The organism is Cellulomonas hominis, assembly GCF_005239125.1.
Classification (GTDB): Bacteria; Actinomycetota; Actinomycetes; order Actinomycetales; family Cellulomonadaceae; genus Cellulomonas; species Cellulomonas hominis_A.
In genome coordinates, this window is the sequence record NZ_SZYE01000004.1 from 47,596 (window position 1) to 64,160 (window position 16,565).

Annotated in this window: 15 protein-coding genes and 1 tRNA gene; 11 read left to right on the top strand and 5 right to left on the bottom strand. The window is 72.9% G+C overall.

The annotated features are described in order from the left end of the window. Positions 1–81 precede the first annotated feature (81 nt). Together FA014_RS01430 and FA014_RS01435 are read right to left on the bottom strand one after the other, a co-directional pair. Positions 82–285 carry a hypothetical protein gene (locus FA014_RS01430; protein ID WP_154727928.1) on the bottom strand — a complete coding sequence of 68 codons (204 nt, stop codon included), beginning with the start codon at positions 283–285 and terminating at the stop codon, positions 82–84. A gap of 292 nt (positions 286–577) precedes the next feature. Then, positions 578–1,195, bottom strand: coding sequence for an NADPH-dependent F420 reductase (locus tag FA014_RS01435; RefSeq protein ID WP_154727929.1), 618 nt, complete (start codon positions 1,193–1,195; stop codon positions 578–580). A 103-nt stretch (positions 1,196–1,298) separates the two neighbouring features. Here FA014_RS01435 and FA014_RS01440 point away from each other — a divergent pair, with 103 nt between their 5' ends. Next, positions 1,299–1,823, top strand: a complete 525-nt coding sequence (locus FA014_RS01440; protein ID WP_154727930.1) for a MarR family winged helix-turn-helix transcriptional regulator — start codon at positions 1,299–1,301, stop codon at positions 1,821–1,823. Between the two features lie 84 nt (positions 1,824–1,907). On the opposite strand, the gene FA014_RS01445 is transcribed toward FA014_RS01440, so the two are convergent. Both FA014_RS01445 and FA014_RS01450 read right to left on the bottom strand, forming a co-directional pair. Further along, a complete protein-coding gene (locus FA014_RS01445) occupies positions 1,908–2,312 on the bottom strand; it encodes a PGPGW domain-containing protein (protein ID WP_154727931.1) in 405 nt (134 codons plus the stop codon). A 50-nt stretch (positions 2,313–2,362) separates the two neighbouring features. Then, on the bottom strand, positions 2,363–3,055 hold the full coding sequence (locus tag FA014_RS01450) for a TetR/AcrR family transcriptional regulator (protein WP_154727932.1): 693 nt from the start codon (positions 3,053–3,055) through the stop codon (positions 2,363–2,365). 219 nt (positions 3,056–3,274) lie between these two features. On the opposite strand from FA014_RS01450, the gene FA014_RS01455 reads away from it, so the two are divergent. The 9 genes from FA014_RS01455 to FA014_RS01495 all read left to right on the top strand — a co-directional run bounded on the left by FA014_RS01455 (position 3,275) and on the right by FA014_RS01495 (position 15,017). Next, entirely contained in the window at positions 3,275–4,948 is a 1,674-nt protein-coding gene (locus FA014_RS01455; RefSeq protein ID WP_154727933.1) for an ABC transporter substrate-binding protein, read from the top strand. Between the two features lie 62 nt (positions 4,949–5,010). Further along, positions 5,011–5,832, top strand: a complete 822-nt coding sequence (locus FA014_RS01460) for an ABC transporter ATP-binding protein (protein WP_154727934.1) — start codon at positions 5,011–5,013, stop codon at positions 5,830–5,832. Further along, positions 5,829–6,626 carry an ABC transporter ATP-binding protein gene (locus FA014_RS01465; protein ID WP_154727935.1) on the top strand — a complete coding sequence of 266 codons (798 nt, stop codon included), beginning with the start codon at positions 5,829–5,831 and terminating at the stop codon, positions 6,624–6,626. The genes FA014_RS01460 and FA014_RS01465 overlap by 4 nt, the downstream gene beginning before the upstream one ends. Next, a complete protein-coding gene (locus FA014_RS01470; protein WP_154727936.1) occupies positions 6,623–7,690 on the top strand; it encodes an ABC transporter permease in 1,068 nt (355 codons plus the stop codon). Before FA014_RS01465 ends, FA014_RS01470 begins: the two co-directional genes overlap by 4 nt. A 3-nt stretch (positions 7,691–7,693) precedes the next feature. Next, positions 7,694–8,668 carry an ABC transporter permease gene (locus FA014_RS01475; RefSeq protein WP_154727937.1) on the top strand — a complete coding sequence of 325 codons (975 nt, stop codon included), beginning with the start codon at positions 7,694–7,696 and terminating at the stop codon, positions 8,666–8,668. Continuing rightward, on the top strand, positions 8,668–11,010 hold the full coding sequence (locus FA014_RS01480; protein WP_154727938.1) for a glycoside hydrolase family 3 N-terminal domain-containing protein: 2,343 nt from the start codon (positions 8,668–8,670) through the stop codon (positions 11,008–11,010). The genes FA014_RS01475 and FA014_RS01480 overlap by 1 nt, the downstream gene beginning before the upstream one ends. A gap of 320 nt (positions 11,011–11,330) precedes the next feature. After that, a complete protein-coding gene (locus tag FA014_RS01485) occupies positions 11,331–12,560 on the top strand; it encodes an MFS transporter (protein WP_195969115.1) in 1,230 nt (409 codons plus the stop codon). Next, positions 12,557–13,882, top strand: coding sequence for a peptide ligase PGM1-related protein (locus FA014_RS01490; RefSeq protein ID WP_230322776.1), 1,326 nt, complete (start codon positions 12,557–12,559; stop codon positions 13,880–13,882). Before FA014_RS01485 ends, FA014_RS01490 begins: the two co-directional genes overlap by 4 nt. Positions 13,883–13,886: 4 nt before the next feature. After that, the gene (locus FA014_RS01495; protein WP_154727940.1) at positions 13,887–15,017 is read left to right on the top strand and encodes a scyllo-inosamine-4-phosphate amidinotransferase; all 1,131 of its coding nucleotides are present in this window, start codon (positions 13,887–13,889) and stop codon (positions 15,015–15,017) included. 74 nt (positions 15,018–15,091) lie between these two features. Here the strand turns inward: FA014_RS01495 and FA014_RS01500 are convergent. After that, positions 15,092–15,164 (bottom strand) — tRNA-Arg (locus FA014_RS01500). Between the two features lie 151 nt (positions 15,165–15,315). On the opposite strand from FA014_RS01500, the gene FA014_RS01505 reads away from it, so the two are divergent. Then, the coding region (locus tag FA014_RS01505) for a dynamin family protein (protein ID WP_230322777.1) at positions 15,316–16,565 on the top strand (1,250 nt) is incomplete at its 3' end.

Consider the following 16,565-nt stretch of genomic DNA (forward strand, 5'->3'; position numbering starts at 1 on the left):
GCCGGACGGGTGCGTCCGGCGGGCTCACCGGTGTGGTGCGGGCGGCGGCGCGCCGCCGGGGTCGGCACGGGGCCGGCCCGGTCAGCGGATCGCGGCGACCGTGGTGGTCGCCGGCAGCAGGGCCCGGAGGCGGAGCTGCCGGAGGCGTTCCGGCGGTCGACCGCGGGTCTCGCCGTCGGGTCTGACCGCGGCGCGCCGGGCGGCGTGCCGGGACAGGAGGCGGGCGGTCTCGATCCGCTCGCGGTGGTCGGCCTGGATCAGGTCGAACGTGCCGGTGGGGTGCATGGTGGTGGGTCCTTCTCGAACGTTCCGGGAGGGGCCTGGCCGGGCCCCGGGACTCACCGCGCGGTGAGAAGAACGCTCCCACCACCACCGGGCGCGGGTCACGCGTTTATCGGACGTCGACGTCGAGGGTTCGCCGGCCCGGAGCCGTCCGCACCCCTCGACCTCGACGGAACCCCTCGACCTCGCGTCGGCCCGCCGAGCAGGGGCGCGTCCGCCCCCGGGCGCCCGGCGCCCGGCGTCGCCGCCCACCGGGCCGCCGCGGGGTCCACCGCGAGCGGGGCACCGGCCACGCTCAGCGCTCCAGGGCGAAGCCGGACGTCCAGGACGTCCGCTCCGCCGCGGCGAGGGTCATCTGCAGGAAGCCGAGCGCCTCGAGCTCGTGCGCCCGCTTGAGCGAGCCCGCGTCCACCGCGCGCAGGCCGCCGGCCTCGACGACCCCGGCCAGCGCGGCCTTGGCGTCCGCGTCGTCGCCCGCGATCAGCACGGTCGTCGGCAGGGAGCCGACCGTGCCGGAGGCCAGCGTCGCGGCGAAGTTCGTGCTGAACGCCTTGAGCACCCGGGCCTGCGGCAGCAGCGCGGCGAGCTCGGCGGTGGCGGAGGAGCCGGCGGGGACCACGAGCGAGTCGAAGGTCGCGAAGTCGACCGGGTTGGTGGTCTCGACGACGACGCGGCCGGCGAAGCCGTCGGGGTACTGCGCGGCCACCTCGGCGAGGGCCGGGTAGGGGAGGGCGAGCACCACGACGTCGCCGGTGACCGCGTCGCCCACGGTGCCGGGCGTCACGGCCGGGTCGACGGCCGCGGCCTTGGCGGGGTCGCGGGTCAGCACCTGCACGTCGGCGCCGGCCTTCAGCGCCAGGCGCGCCACCGCGCCGCCGATGTTGCCCGCCCCGATGATCGTCATGCTGGTCATGTCTGCTCCTCGATGGGTCGCTCTGCGGCAACCGACATGTTGTCGCTTCAACCAACGTACGACCTCCAGGTTGAAGCGTCAACCATTCGGGTAGGATGTCTCCATGACCGAGGACACCCGCTGGCTCACCGCGCGCGAGCTGCAGGCCTGGATGCGCCTGGAGGCGGTCGCCGAGCTGCTGCCGGCGGCGCTGGACCACCAGCTGCAGCGCGACGCCGACCTGTCGCACTACGACTACCTCGTGCTCGCCAAACTGTCCGAGGCGCCGGACCGCACGCTGCGGATGAGCGGGCTCGCCGCCAGCACGAACGCCACGCTGCCCCGGCTGTCCCACGTCGCGGCCCGGCTCGAGGCGCGCGGGTTCCTCACCCGCACCCGGGACGAGGGGGACCGGCGCGCGACGCTCGCGACGCTGACCGAGGAGGGCTGGCGGAAGGTGGTGGCCACGGCCCCGACGCACGTCGCGGAGGTGCGCCGGCTGGTCGTGGACCGGCTGACGGCCGAGCAGGTCGAGCAGCTGGACGCGATCGCGCTCGCGGTGCTCGGCGCGCTGGACCCGGAGAACCGGCTGCAGGCGCAGAACCCGGTGGTCGACCCCGCGGACGCCTGCGGCAACGAGGCGTCCTGATCCCCACCCGATCGTCGCGGCGCCCGCCGATCGCCCGGGTGGCAGGGGGACGACCGGGTGGGAACCGCGGGCGCGCGCCCGGGGTCAGGCCGCCGGGGCCCCCCGGCGCGCGGCCGCCCGGCGGGCGCGGCGCTCGCGGAACGCGTGCCAGTACCGCAGGACCAGCCGCTTGAGCCGGTGGTTGAACCGCTGGATCACGGCGAACTCGCTCCCCAGGATGCCCAGCCCGAGGAAGATGGCGAGCCACCCCGGCCCGGGCAGCACCAGCATCGCGACGCCCGCGAGCACCACGGTCACGCCGACGACCGTCACGACGACCTTGTAGGTCAGCCGCAGCCACGGCCGCCTGTCCAGCCGGGCGCGCAGCCGGGCCAGTGCGCGGTGCGCGCCGGTGTCGGTGCGCTCGCCCGCGGCGATCTCGGCGGCGAGGCCCTCGGTCGGCGCTGGGCCCTCGGCGGGGCCGGCGCCGGCGGAGGTCGGTGTCGTCATGCCAGCAACGACGAGCGGGCCGCCCGCTTTGTTCCCCGCGGGTGCGGCCGTCACGCCCCGGTGGTCCCGGCGTCGGCTGCCCGGGCGGCCCGCGCGGCGGCCGTCCCCGCCTCGCCCAGCGGCGACGGCCGGGGGTCCAGCACCGCGGAGACCAGCGCCTCGATCGCGAACGCGCTCGCCTCCGCGAGCTCGACGTCGTCCCGCGCGAGCAGCCACTGCACCTGCAACCCGTCCATCACGGCCAGGATCGACGCCGCGGCGCGGTCCACCGTCGCGGGCACGGTGATCCCGCGCTCGGCGCAGACGTCCTCGAACGCGTCGCGGAGGTCCTGGCGCAGGGTGCGGTACCGCTCCTCGAAGTACGCCCGCCCGGGGTGGCCCTCCGTCACCGACTCCGCGGACAGCACCGCGTAGGCCTGGACGATCCCGTGGCGGCTCTCGTTGGCGAACGCGGTGCGCACCAGGTGCCGGAACCGATCCAGCCCGTCCGGCATCCGCTGGTCCTGCAGGCCCTCGACGTCGGTGCGGTCGCGGAACTTGAGGACCTCCACGAGGAGCTGGTCCTTGGACCCGAAGTGGTGCAGGATCCCCGCGTGCGTCATGCCGACCTGCTCGGCGATCTCGGTCAGCGGGCCCCGGTTGTAGCCCTTGGCGCCGAAGGTGGCGGTGGCGGCACGGAGGATCTCGGTGCGCTTGGCCAGGGTCTCCGGCCGGGCCCGGGGGACGTGCCTCGTCGTGCTCATCCGTTCCTCACATCCTCGTGTCGCGCTCCTCGGCGCGCGGCCAACCCTAGTGGCGCCGACCGCGGCCCCGACCCTCCGGGTCACGACTTGGTCACGGCTCCTCCGGAGGGCTGGAAAGAACTTACTGACAGTGTAGTAACGTTCCGGCCAGCGCGATCGCGACGACGCGGCGCGACCTCACAGACGCCCGTGCGGGCGTCTCGTTTCGAAGGAGAAACCATGAGGGTGAAGTTCCCGGCGATCGCGCTCGGCGTGGCCGCCGCGCTGGCGCTGACCGCCTGCTCCGGAGACACGGGGGGCGGGGAGAGCAGCTCGACCGGCGGGTCCGGTGCCGCGCTGACCATCGCCAAGCCCGACGGCGCCATCACCACCGAGTCGAACAACCCGTTCCTCGGGGACAGCTCGGCCAGCATGTACGGCTACCGCTACGCCATGTTCGAGACGATGGCACTGGTCAACACCGCCGACCCGACGGTCGTCACCCCGCGCCTGGCCTCGACCGTGGAGTGGAACGCGGACTACACGGAGCTCACGGTCACCGCCCGCGAGGGGGTGACCTGGCAGGACGGCGAGCCGTTCACCATCGACGACATCGTCGGGACCTTCGACATGTACCTCGACGGGCGGCTCACCGACACGGCCGCGCTCGACTACCTGGGCGCCGACGTCGACGGGGACTCCGCGACGCTGAAGTTCGGCAACTCCAAGTTCGTCAAGCGCGGCACGGTGCTGCACGTCCCGATCGTCCCGAAGCACATCTGGGACACCCTCGACGACCCGTCGACCGCCGCGCTGACCGGCGAGGGCGAGGCCATCGGCACCGGCCCGTACGTGCTGTCGAGCTGGTCGACGGAGTCGGTGACGCTCACGGCCAACCCGGACTACTGGGACGGCGAGCCGGCGGTCCCCGAGCTGCACTACGTGTCCTACGGCGACAACTCCGCCCTGGCCACGGCCCTCGCCACCGGTGAGGCGGACTGGGCGCAGGCGTTCCTGCCGCAGGTGCAGGAGACCTTCCTCGACAAGGACCCGGCCAACCGCTACCTGGTCACCCCGACCGCCGGCGCCGGGACGCTGTTCCTCAACCTGACCCGCAAGCCGTTCGACGACGTCGCGCTGCGCCAGGCGCTCGCGTGGGCCGTCGACCGCGAGGCCTACGTCGAGATCGCCCGGGAGGGCGCCTCGGCCGTCGTGGACTCGGTGACCGGCCTCGGCCCGTCGCTGCAGCCGGACGTCGTCGACGAGTTCGCGGGCGAGACCTACGAGGTCGACCTCGACAAGGCGGAGTCCATCCTGGAGGACGCCGGCTACACGGGTGTCGGCGACCAGCTGATCGACCCGGACGGCGAGCCGGTCACCTTCTCGATCTCCGTGCCGGCCGGGTGGACCGACTGGAACACCGAGCAGGCGCTGCTCTCCGAGCAGATGAAGGAGCTCGGCATCGAGGTCACGATCGAGCAGCCCGACTGGGGCGGCTGGGACGAGGCGCGCAAGACCGGGAACTTCGACGCGATCATCCACTGGCTCGACGGCGAGGGCGCCTGGGGCGTCTACGACTCGATCATGGGGACCCGCTGGATCACGACCGACGACGCCGGTGTGGAGAACGCCGACTTCAACTTCGGGCGCTACAGCAACCCCGAGGTCGACGCGGCGCTGAACACCTACGCGAGCACCGACAACGACGCCGACCGCGCCGCCGCGATGACCACGCTGCAGCAGGCGTTCGTCCGGGACGTCCCGGCGATCCCGCTGGGCTCGCACCCGCTGCTCGGCCTGTTCAACGAGCGCAGCTACACCGGCTGGCCGACCGAGGAGGACATGTACGCCTCGGCCGACCCGACCCAGGCCGAGGTCGCGCTCGTCCTGAGCACCCTCGAGCCCGCCGAGTGATCCCGGTGCCAGGGGCGGCGGCACCGCCGCCCCTGGCACCCCCACGCAAGGAGACCCCCCAGATGAGCGACCCCCTCCTGCAGGTCAGGGACTTCTCGGTCCGGTACGAGACCGCCGCACCCGTGGACGCGGTCCGGGACGTGTCCCTCACCGTCCACCGCGGCGAGGTCCTCGGGCTCGCCGGCGAGTCCGGGTGCGGCAAGACCACCCTGGCCTACGGCGTCCAGCGCCTGCTCAAGCCCCCGGCCGTCATCCCCGGCGGCTCGGTCACCTGGCACGACGCCGACGGCACCGACACCGACCTGCTCGCCCTGGACGCCGCCGCGCTGCGGGCGTTCCGGTGGGACAAGATCTCCATGGTGTTCCAGGGCGCGATGAGCGCCCTGAACCCGGTGGCGACCGTCGGCGCCCAGCTCGCCGACGTCTTCGAGGTGCACCGGCCCGCGATGTCCCGGGCCGAGCGCACCGCCGCGGTCGTCGAGCTGCTCGAGATCGTCAAGGTCGGCGCGGCCCGCATCAAGAGCTACCCGCACGAGCTGTCCGGCGGGATGCGCCAGCGCATCATGATCGCCATGGCGCTCGCCCTGCGCCCGCAGCTGGTCGTCATGGACGAGCCGACGACGGCGCTGGACGTGCTGGTCCAGCGGGAGATCCTGCGGGAGATCACGAGCCTGCGCGAGGCGTTCGGGTTCTCGGTCGTCTTCATCACCCACGACCTGCCCCTGCTGCTCGAGATCTCCGACCGCATCGCGATCATGCGCGCCGGGCAGATCGTCGAGCTCGACACCGCGGCGAACATCTGGTTCCGGCCGCGCCACGACTACACCAAGACGCTGCTGTCGTCCTTCCCGCGTCTGACGGCGGAGCGGGAGGCGGCACGATGACCTCGATCGACGTCCAGGGCGTCTCGAAGACCTACCGCGTCCGCGGCGCGGGATCCATCGACGCGCTGTCCGACGTGTCGTTCACGCTCTCCAGCGGGCAGACCATCGGCATGGTGGGCCAGTCCGGCTCCGGCAAGTCGACGGTCGCCAAGATCCTCACCCAGATGGAGCGGCCCACCAGCGGGCAGGTGCTCCTCGACGGCGAGCCGATCCCGACCCGGGGCGCGGCGCTGCGCACCTACCGCCAGCGGCTGCGCATGGTCTTCCAGGACCCGTTCGCGTCGCTGAACCCGTACCACTCGATCCGCCACCACGTGGAGCGCCCGCTCGTGCTCTCCGGGGTCGTGCCGCGCGACCAGGTGGACGCCGAGGTGCACCGCCTGCTGGACAGGGTCCAGCTCGACGCCGGGGTCGTCGACCGCCGGCCGCACGAGCTGTCCGGCGGCCAGCGGCAGCGGGTCGCCATCGCCCGCGCCCTCGCCCCGCGTCCGGCGCTGCTCGTCGCGGACGAGCCGGTCTCGATGCTCGACGTGTCCCTGCGGATGGGGGTGCTGTCCCTGCTGTCCGACATCCAGGCCGCCGACGGGCTCGGGGTGCTCTACATCACCCACGACCTCGCCACGGCGCGGTACTTCTCGGACGAGATCATCGTGCTCAACCAGGGCCGGGTCGTCGAGCACGGCTCGGCCGACGACGTCATCCTGCGCCCGCAGCACCCGTACACCCGGGAGCTCCGCGAGGCGTCCCCGGACCCGGAGTCCTTCTTCGCCGACCACGTGGGAGGTGCGCGATGACCACCATCAGCAGCCCGGAGACCGACGTGGTCGCCGACGGCACGACCGCGACCCGGGCCACGAAGGCGAGGGCCCGCGTGCCCTGGCGGTTCATCGGCCGGCGCGTCGCGTTCTACCTGTTCACCCTGTGGGCCGCGATCACCCTCAACTTCTTCGTGCCCCGCCTGATGAAGGGCGACGCGGTCGACAACTACCTCGCCCGCAACCGCGGGATGTCCCCGGAGGCGGCCGACGCGCTGCGCGCCCTGCTCGGCCTGGACTCCGACCGGACGCTGTGGCAGCAGTACGTCGACTACCTGGGGATGCTCGCCCGCGGCGACCTCGGCATCGCCATCACCCACGGGCTGCAGCCGGTCGGCGAGGTCATCGCGAACGCGCTGCCGTGGACCGTGGGCCTGATCGGGCTGGCGACCGTGCTCTCGTTCCTGATCGGCACCGTCGGGGGAGCGGTCGTGGGCTGGCGGCGCGGGTCGCGCCTGGACGCCCTCATCCCGGTCACGACCTTCCTGTCGACGGTCCCGTACTTCTGGATCGGGCTGATGGCGATCTCGGTCTTCGCCGTCACGCTCGGCTGGTTCCCCATCGGCAAGGCCTACGGGATCGGCACCACACCCGGGCTCTCGCTGGAGTTCCTCGGGGAGGTGGTCAAGCACGGGACCCTGCCGCTGGCCACGATCGTCATCGCCTCGCTGGGCGGCTGGATGCTCGGGATGCGCAACATGATGCTGACGGTCCTCGACGAGGACTACGTCACCGTGGCCCAGGCCAAGGGCATGCCGAACCGGCGCGTCCTGTGGCGGTACGCCGCGCGCAACGCCGTCCTGCCGCAGATCCAGTCGTTCGCCCTGTCCATCGGCTTCATCGTCGGCGGCGCGATCATCGTCGAGCAGGTCTTCTCCTACCCCGGCGTCGGCAAGATGCTCCTCGACGCCACGAACGCCAAGGACTACGCGCTCATGCAGGGCGGCTTCCTGGTGATCGTGCTGGCCGTCCTGGTCGCCAACATCCTGGCGGACGTCGCCTACGCGGTCCTCGATCCCCGTACCCGCCAGTCGGAGGCCTGAGAGATGTCGACCACCCAGCTGACCCCCCGCGGGCGCGGCGCCCGGCTCGGCGCGTCCTTCGCGATGTTCCGCAACGCCAAGTCGGTCACCGGCCTGTCCATCCTGGCGGTGTTCGTGGTCGTCGCGGTCTTCGCCGACCAGCTCGCCCCGTTCTCCCCGACGCAGATCGACGCGACCGCCCGGCTGCAGCCGCCGAGCGGCACGCACTGGTTCGGCACGACCCACCTCGGCGAGGACGTCCTGAGCCAGGTGATCTACGGCACCCGCGGCGTGGTCGTGGTCGGCGCCCTGACCTCGCTCATCTCGATGGCGATCGCCCTCGTGATCGGGGTCCTCGCCGGTTACCTGCCGGGGTGGCGCTCCGAGGCGCTGTCCGCCCTGGCGAACGTCTTCCTCGTCATCCCGGGCATCCCGATCCTCATCATCATCGCCTCGCGGTTCACCAACCCCCCGCTGTGGGTGGTCGCCGCGATCCTCGGGATCCTCGGCTGGGGCTGGGGTGCGCGCGTGCTGCGGGCCCAGACGATGTCGCTGCGCAACCGCGACTTCGTGCAGGCCGCGAAGCTCAACGGCGAACCGCTGCGCCGCATCATCGGGGTCGAGATGCTGCCCAACCTCACCGCCCTGATCGCGTCGTCGTTCGTCGGGTCGGTGACCGCGGCGATCCTCGGCCTGACCACCCTGTCCTACATCGGCGTCATCCCGGTCAACGCGTACAACTGGGGCACCATCCTGAACTGGGCCTCGGCCCAGGGCGCCTTCACCCAGAACCAGTGGTGGTGGTTCCTGCCGCCGGGGCTGTGCATCGCCGCGATCGGTGTCGCCCTGGCACTGTTGAACTTCGGCATCGACGAGTACATCAACCCTCGGCTGCGCTCGGCCGGCGAGCTCGCCCGCGCCATGCGCCGCAAGGGCCTGGACACCACCGACGGCGTCACCGCCGTCACCTCGAACACGACGCAAGGACCGACCACCTGATGAACGCCACGTCCCTCGACGCCCGCTACCTCGACGCCAGCCTCCCCGTCGCCGACCGCGTGCAGGACCTGCTCGCCCGGATGACCGTCGAGGAGAAGGTCGGGCAGATGCTCCAGCTCGACGCCCGGGGCGACTACGCGGACGACATCCTGCACAAGCACGTGGGGTCGATCCTGCACGCGTCGCCCGAGCGGCTGGCGCACGCCCACGACCTGACCGCCGAGACCCGGCTGCGCATCCCGCTGCTGGTCGGCGAGGACTGCATCCACGGGCACTCGTTCTTCGCCGGGTCGACGATCTTCCCGACCCAGCTCGGCATGGCGGCCTCCTGGGACGTCGACCTGGTCGAGCAGGTCGCGCGCGTCACCGCGCGCGAGGTCGCCACCACCGGCGTGCACTGGACGTTCAGCCCCGTGCTCTGCATCGCCCGCGATCTGCGCTGGGGCCGGGTGGACGAGACGTTCGGCGAGGACCCGTTCCTCATCGGCGAGCTCGCGTCCGCGATGGTCCGCGGCTACCAGGGCACCGGTCTGGACGACCCGACGGCGATCCTCGCGACCGCCAAGCACTTCGCGGGGTACTCCGAGACCCAGGGCGGGCGGGACGCGTCCGAGGCGGACATCTCCCGGCGCAAGCTCCGGTCCTGGTTCCTGCCGCCGTTCGAGCGCGTCGCCCGCGAGGGCTGCGCCACCTTCATGCTCGGCTACCAGACGATGGACGGCGTGCCGATCACGGTCAACGACTGGCTGCTGAACGACGTGCTCCGCGGCGAGTGGGGCTACACCGGCACCCTCATCACCGACTGGGACAACGTCGGGCGCATGGTCTGGGAGCAGAAGGTCCAGCCCGACTACGCCCACGCCGCCGCGGCCGCGGTCAAGGCGGGCAACGACATGGTCATGACCACGCCGGGGTTCTTCGACGGCGCGCTCGAGGCGATCGAGTCCGGCCTGCTGGCCGAGGCCGAGCTGGACGCCGCCGTGAGCCGCATCCTCACGCTGAAGTTCCGGCTCGGGCTGTTCGAGGACCCGCGCCGGCCGGACGTCGCGGCGCAGGCGTCGGTCGTCGGCGCCGCGGAGCACGCCGACCTCAACCTGGACGTCGCGCGGCGCTCGCTGGTGCTGCTGCGGAACACCGGCGTGCTGCCGCTGGCCGGTGGCTTCGCGGGGGTGCCCGGGGCCGCCGCGCGGGCGTCCGACGGCGGCGGGGTCCCGGCGCCCGGCGCGCTGCGGGCCTCCGGCGGCGACGACACCCCGCGCCGCGTCGCGGTCGTCGGCCCGCTCGCGGACGACCACGAGGCGCACCTGGGCGACTGGGCCGGCAACTCCGGCCAGGCCGACTGGCTGCCCGACGGCCACCCGCGGGACATGATCGTCACGGTCCTGGACGGCCTGCGGGCCGCCGCGCCCGTCGGCTGGGCCGTGTCGCACAGCCGGGGCGCGGACATCCTCGACCTCGTGCCGGACCCGGCGGGCGAGCTCTACCCGGACGGGCAGCCGCGGCCGAAGATCGGCGTGCCGGTCGAGCCGGACGCGGCGCTCATCGCGGAGGCCGTCGCCGCCGCCGAGGACGCGGACTACGTCGTCGCCGTGGTGGGCGACCAGATCCAGCTGGTCGGCGAGGGCCGGTCCACCGCGACGCTGGAGCTCGTGGGCGGGCAGGTCGCCCTGCTCGACGCGCTCGCCGCCACCGGCACGCCGCTGGTGGTGGTGCTGCTGGCGTCCAAGCCGCTGGTGCTGCCGCCGTCGGTGGCCGCGGCGTCGGCCGTGCTCTGGGTCGCGAACCCCGGCATGCAGGGCGGCCAGGCGATCGCCGAGGTCCTGCTCGGGCTCACCGAGCCGTCGGGGCGGCTGCCGATCTCGTTCGCCCGGCACGCCGGCCAGCAGCCGACGTACTACAACCAGATCCGCGGCCAGCACGGCGACCGCTACGCCGACCTCACCCAGGAGCCGGCGTTCGTGTTCGGCGAGGGGCTGTCGTACACCACCGTCGAGTACGCGGACCTGCGGCTCGACCGGTCGGTCGCGGCGGTCGGGGACACCGTGCGGGCGACCGTGACGCTGACCAACACCGGGACGCGGCCCGCGCGGGAGACCGTGCAGCTCTACGTGTCCGACGCGGTGACCTCGGTGTCCTGGGCGGACAAGGAGCTCAAGGCGTACGCCCAGGCGGACGTCGCGCCCGGGTCGTCGGTCGAGGTGACCGTGGAGCTCGCGGTGGCGGACTGCACGATCGTCGACGCCGCCGGCCGCCGGGTCGTGGAGCCGGGGCGGTTCGACGTGCTGGTCGGGCGGTCCTCGCGGGACGCGGACCTGCTGCGGGCGGCGTTCGAGGTGCGCTGAGGCGGTTCGGTGGAGCGTTCTGCCCGACACACCCGGGTGCGTCGGGCAGAACGCTCCACTGAACGCCGGTCGCGGGGGTCAGGACGATCGCCCCGCGCTGGGGGGCTGACGGCAGATGCAGGACGTTCGTCTCTTCCGAGGACGGTTGCTCGGGGTCGATCTCGTCGGGGAGCACAGGACAGCCAGTCGATCGGCCGTTCCGTCGCTCACCCGGCTGCGAGTGTGGTCACATGCCCGCCGACGACGCACGCGACGATGCCCGCGCGCGTTCCCGGGCCCCAGGCGCGGTGCGCACGTCGCCGTACCTGCCCGTCCTTCGCGTGCGCTTCCTGCGTCGGGTGCTCGCGGGCATCGGTCTGTCCAGCGTCGGTGACGGGCTGAGCGCAGTCGCGATCGGCTGGCTGGCGCTGGAGATCGCGCCCGTCGAGCAGGGTGCCACCTGGGTGGCGGTCGCCACCGCTGCCTACACGCTGCCCGGTGCGATCGGTGCCTTCGCCTTCGCGCGGTGGCTCACGGGACGTGCTGGTGCGCAGCTCGCGGTCTGGGACGCGACGCTGCGAGCGGCGTTCCTGCTCGCCGTCCCGGTGCTCGCGGCCACCGGTGGGCTGAGCATCGAGGCGCTCGTCGCCCTCCTCGCGGGTTCCTCGTTGCTCAACGCCTGGGGCAAGTCCGGCCGCTATGTCCTCCTCGCTGACGCGGTTCCGGAGGAGCACCACCTGGCGGGCAACGCCCTCATCAACATCGTGCTCGAGCTCGCGTACGTCGCAGGCCCCCCGCTCGCCGCGCTGCTGCTGACGCTGGTCGACCCGAGCATCGTCATCGGGATCGACGCGTTGACGTTCGCGACGCTGGCCCTGGTGTTCCGGTTCCTCGTCCCCGCTCGCCTCCGTGCTCGTCCCGCGGGGCGAGTCCCGTCCCGGGGCGCCGGGTTCGGAGCGATCGGCTCGGACCGGTCGCTCTGCGCGCTCGTCGCCGTCTCGTTCGCGTTCTTCCTGTGCTTCGGCCCGGTCGCTGTCGCGCTGACCGTGTACGTGCGCCAGGACCTCGGCGCCGACGCCGGCACGCTCGCGGGGTACCTGACGGGCTTCGGCATCGGAGGGTTCCTCGGCGCAGCGGTCGCGGGGTACCTGCGACGCTGGTCGTTGCTACCCACCAGCCTGCTGAGCGTGCTCGGCGTCGGGGTGTTCCTGCTCCCGCTCGGGGCGGGTGTCGCGCCGGTGTGGGGCTGGGTGTCGTTCGCCGTCGCGGGCGTGTTCTGGGGTCCGTTCCCCTCGACGACGACCGCCTACTTCCAGCGCACAGCGCCGCACGGCGACCTCGCTGCCGTACTCGCGGCACGCACAGCGCTGCAGACGTTCGCCCAGCCGGCGGGCGCCCTGCTGGCTGCCCCCCTCATCGCCGGCCTCGGGGCTCAGCTGACGCTCCTCGTCTGCGCCGGGGCGATCGTCGCGACCGCCGTGGTGGGAGCCCTGACCGTCGCGACGCGGCCCTCCAGGACCACGACGGCAGAACACAGGGGAATCACCAGCACCGACGAAGGAGCGACGTGAAGATCATCATCGGCAACAGCCGGACCGTGGAGATGGTGGGCGACCTGTCCCGACTCTCCGAGAGGGCGCGAAAGGGTGGCGCCTGGGGCGCCCAGCGCATGCTGTGGTTCGCGCAGGACTCGGACGTCGTCGTGCTCCCGTGGCGACCCCCGTCGTACCTGCTCGAGTACGTCACCTCGATGACCGGCACCGACCCGCGAAGCCTGACGATCCTCGTCCCGCCGGCGGGGGAGTTGGGTACGGATCTGCTGACGCCCGACCGGCTGGCTGATCCCGTGCTCATCGCCGAGCTGCGGGCCGCCATCGTCGGCCAAGACGTCGAGCGGGTCGTGACGTGCTTCGACGACCAGACCGTGGTGGAGCTCTGCGAGACGCTCGGCGTCCAGGACGCGCTGGCCGGGTACGCGTTCAGTGCGCAGGGGGGCGTCGCGCTGGTGAACAGCAAGGCCGTGTTCCGCGCGGTTGCCACCGGCATCGGACTGACGATCGCGCCGGGCGTCGTCACCGCGGACCCGGCGCGGGCGCTGTCGACGCTGCGTCGCATCCTCGGGCAGGGGCATCCCGCGATGATCAAGCAGGAGTACGCCGGTGGCGGTTTCGGCAACACGATCGTGGCTCCGCACGAGGGCGTGCGTCCCTCGGGTGCCGCTGAGGTGACGGTTCTCCCCGACTCCGACGCCGTCGCCGAGTACCTGGACTCGACCTGGGACTGGATGACCGCAGGTGGCGAGAGCCGGGTGGTCATCGAGCGGTTCTTCACCGACTGCACGACCGTCTACGCCGAGTTCGAGGTCACCGACGCCGCGTCGGAGCTGTCGGGTACCGGTGAGATCCTCATGGAACCCGTTGCTGCCGGCGAAGTGGTCCCGCCCCCGTCGCTCCGCAGCGAGCTGCACGACGAGCTCGTGCGCGAGGGGCGTCGGATCTGCGAGACGTTCCGCGCCCTGGGCTACCGCGGGCGTGTCAGCGCCGACGCGATTGCGACACCCGACGGCGAGCTGCTGTTCACCGAGACCAACGGTCGCGTCACAGGTTCGACCCATCTGCACACCGTGCTCCGGGACCGGATGCTCGGCCCGCAGCGCAGCGACGCGCGCACGCTCCTGGAGCGTGACTCCTGGCCCGTGCGCTCGTTCCCGGCCGCCGTCGTAGCTCTCGAGCGCAGCGGGCTCGCCTTCGACCGAGCCACGGGCGAGGGAGTCGTGCTGACGGCGAACTACGTCGACGTCACCGGGGCGGTCATGTACTGCGCCGTCGCTGCGACCCCTGCCGCCGCACGCGAGCTGGAGTCGCGTGTGCTCGCCCTGGCAGTCGAGGACTGACGCGGTGGCGGACATCCCTGCCACGCACCACACCACGTCGGCCCCAGGGTCGGACCCCGCCTGGCGGGCGGTGTCGCGGGTCCCGGTCGGCAGCTGGGACGAGTTCACCCGCCTGCGTGAGGTCGTGGTCGGCACGGCGACCGGGGCGACGATCCCCTCAGCGACCGACTCGTCCGCCTGGCTCAACCTGTACCCGGAGCTGTCTCGGGCCCGGGCAGCCGGTGCTCCGGCCGGTCCGCTGTCCTCGCGTGTGATCGGTGAGACCGAGGAAGACCTCGGTGAGCTGGTTCGGGTGCTCGAGGGCCTCGACGTGACGGTGCATCGCGCGCAAGGGGCCGCCGACGCCGCGCCGTTCGGCGCACCGGGATGGCAGAGCACAGGGATGTACGCGTACTGCCCCCGCGATGTGGCGCTCGTGCTGGGTCCCACCGTCGTCGAGACCGCGAGCCCGACGCGAGCGCGGTATTTCGAGTCCTTCGCGCTGCGTCACCTCGTGGACGGTGTGCTGACGGCCGGGGGGCAGTGGCTGGCGATGCCGCAGCCTCGGCTGGAGGAGTCGACGTACCTCGAGGACGGGAGCGGTCGGGTCCGCCTGGCGGACCACGAACCGCTGTTCGAAGCCGCGAACGTCCTGCGCCTCGGTCGGGACCTGCTCTACCAGGTCTCCGGGAGCGGCAACGAGCGCGGTCTGCAGTGGCTCCGGTCTCTCCTGGGACTCCTTGGCGAGGGATTCCGGGTGCATCCGCTGAGGAACATGTACGCGGGGACCCACATCGACAGCACGATCGCGTTGCTGCGCCCGGGGCTGGTCCTTCTCAACCCGCGACGCGTCACGCCGGAGACGGTGCCCCGCTGTTTCGACGGCTGGGAGGTCGTCTGGTGCCCGGAACCCGCGCCGGGTCCGGTGAACCCGTTCGACCTGAGCTCACCGTGGATCAGCATGAACCTGCTCATGGTCGACACCGACCTCGCGGTGGTCGACGCCGCTCATCCGGCGCTGGTGCGCGCTCTCGAGCACTACGGCATCGACGTGATCCCGCTACGACTGAGGCACGCGCGGACTCTGGGTGGCGGGTTCCACTGCGTCACGCTCGACCTGACTCGTGATGGCGGTCCGCAGGACTACACGCGGTAGATGGACGCGGCCCTCGGCCCGGACCGAGGGCCGCGCCGTCGTGTTCGTGGAGCGAGCGAACGGCAGCGTCCGGGTGCCCCCAGCAGGACTCGAACCTGCAACCGACGGATTAGAAGGCCGTTGCTCTATCCATTGAGCTATGGAGGCGTCGCCGGGCGCCGCACGGGGGCCGCGCGACCGGCGGACCCAGGGTACGCGCCCACGGCAGCCCGTCCCCGTGCCCGTGCGGCCGAAGTCGTCGCAGGTCACACGGCGCGGACGTTTGGCCGCCTCCCCGTTCACACGAGAGGATGACGGTGTGAACGTGCAGGCGGAGAGCTCGGCGGCGCGGGACGTCCTCGACCGGCCGCTCGCCGCGACGTCCCTGCTCGACGCCCTGACCGACCTCCTGCGCGACGTGCGGGCGACCGAGTTCCCGCTCGAGGTGCCCGGCGTGGGCGCCGCGCGGGCGTCCCGGACCCGGCTGGTGGACCAGCTGGCCGACCACCTCGTCCCCCGGCTGCGGCAGCTGTCCGCGCCCGCGATCGTCGTGGTCGCGGGGTCGACCGGGGCGGGCAAGTCGACGCTGGTGAACTCGCTGGTCGGCACCGAGGTGACGACCGCCGGCGTGCTGCGACCCACCACCCGCCGCCCGGTGCTGGTGCACCACCCCGACGACGCCGAGCTGGTGCGCGAGCACCCCGTGACCGACGCCGTGGAGATCGTGGCGTCGGAGCGGGTGCCCCGCGGCATCGCGCTGATGGACGCGCCCGACGTGGACTCCGTGGAGGAGGCGAACCGGCGCTCGGCGCACCGGCTGCTGGAGGCGGCCGACCTGTGGCTGTTCGTCACGACCGCCGCCCGGTACGGCGACGCGCTGCCCTGGCGGGTGCTCACCGGCGCGACCGAGCGCGGCGCGTCCGTGGCGATGGTGCTCAACCGCGTGGACCCGGCGTCGCTGCCGACGGTCCGCGGGGACCTGCTGGACCGGCTCCGCTCGCACGGGATGCAGGGCTCGCCGCTGTTCGTGGTGCCGGACCTGGGCCCGCACGAGGGGCTCATGGACGCGGGGCTGGTCGCGCCGATCACGCGCTGGCTGACCATGCTCGCCGGTGCGGACCGGGCGCGGACCGTCGTCGCCCGCACGCTGCGCGGGTCGTTCGCCGCGCTGCGGCCGTGGGTGGACGAGCTCGTCGACGCGGTGGACCGGCAGGCCGAGGCCGCGGCCGCGGTGCGCGCGGCCCTGGACGACGCCGTGCGCGCCCCGGCGGAGGACGCACGCCGCACGATCACGCGCGGCGCCGTCGCGCAGGGCGCGGTGCAGGCGCGCTGGACCGAGCTGACCGCGCCGGGCGCGGCGCTCGCGGACGTGCTGAAGAGCGGTGGGCGGGTCGACCGGTCGCGCCGGGCCGGCCGCGACCGCGCCGCGGCGGTCATGCCGCTGGTGCAGGACCTGGTGTCGTCGGCGAGCTCGACGCTGTCGGCCGTCGGCGCCGCGACCGAGACCGCGCTGCGCGACGCGCTGGCCGCGGGTCCGGCGGGCGCGACGACCCTCGCGGGCGACTGGTC

Coding starts and splice junctions, on each gene's coding strand:
- FA014_RS01430 (WP_154727928.1), bottom strand. CDS start 285: ATGCACCCCACCGGCACGTTCGACCTGATCCAGGCCGACCACCGCGAG.
- FA014_RS01435 (WP_154727929.1), bottom strand. CDS start 1,195: ATGACCAGCATGACGATCATCGGGGCGGGCAACATCGGCGGCGCGGTG.
- FA014_RS01440 (WP_154727930.1), top strand. CDS start 1,299: ATGACCGAGGACACCCGCTGGCTCACCGCGCGCGAGCTGCAGGCCTGG.
- FA014_RS01445 (WP_154727931.1), bottom strand. CDS start 2,312: ATGACGACACCGACCTCCGCCGGCGCCGGCCCCGCCGAGGGCCCAGCG.
- FA014_RS01450 (WP_154727932.1), bottom strand. CDS start 3,055: ATGAGCACGACGAGGCACGTCCCCCGGGCCCGGCCGGAGACCCTGGCC.
- FA014_RS01455 (WP_154727933.1), top strand. CDS start 3,275: ATGAGGGTGAAGTTCCCGGCGATCGCGCTCGGCGTGGCCGCCGCGCTG.
- FA014_RS01460 (WP_154727934.1), top strand. CDS start 5,011: ATGAGCGACCCCCTCCTGCAGGTCAGGGACTTCTCGGTCCGGTACGAG.
- FA014_RS01465 (WP_154727935.1), top strand. CDS start 5,829: ATGACCTCGATCGACGTCCAGGGCGTCTCGAAGACCTACCGCGTCCGC.
- FA014_RS01470 (WP_154727936.1), top strand. CDS start 6,623: ATGACCACCATCAGCAGCCCGGAGACCGACGTGGTCGCCGACGGCACG.
- FA014_RS01475 (WP_154727937.1), top strand. CDS start 7,694: ATGTCGACCACCCAGCTGACCCCCCGCGGGCGCGGCGCCCGGCTCGGC.
- FA014_RS01480 (WP_154727938.1), top strand. CDS start 8,668: ATGAACGCCACGTCCCTCGACGCCCGCTACCTCGACGCCAGCCTCCCC.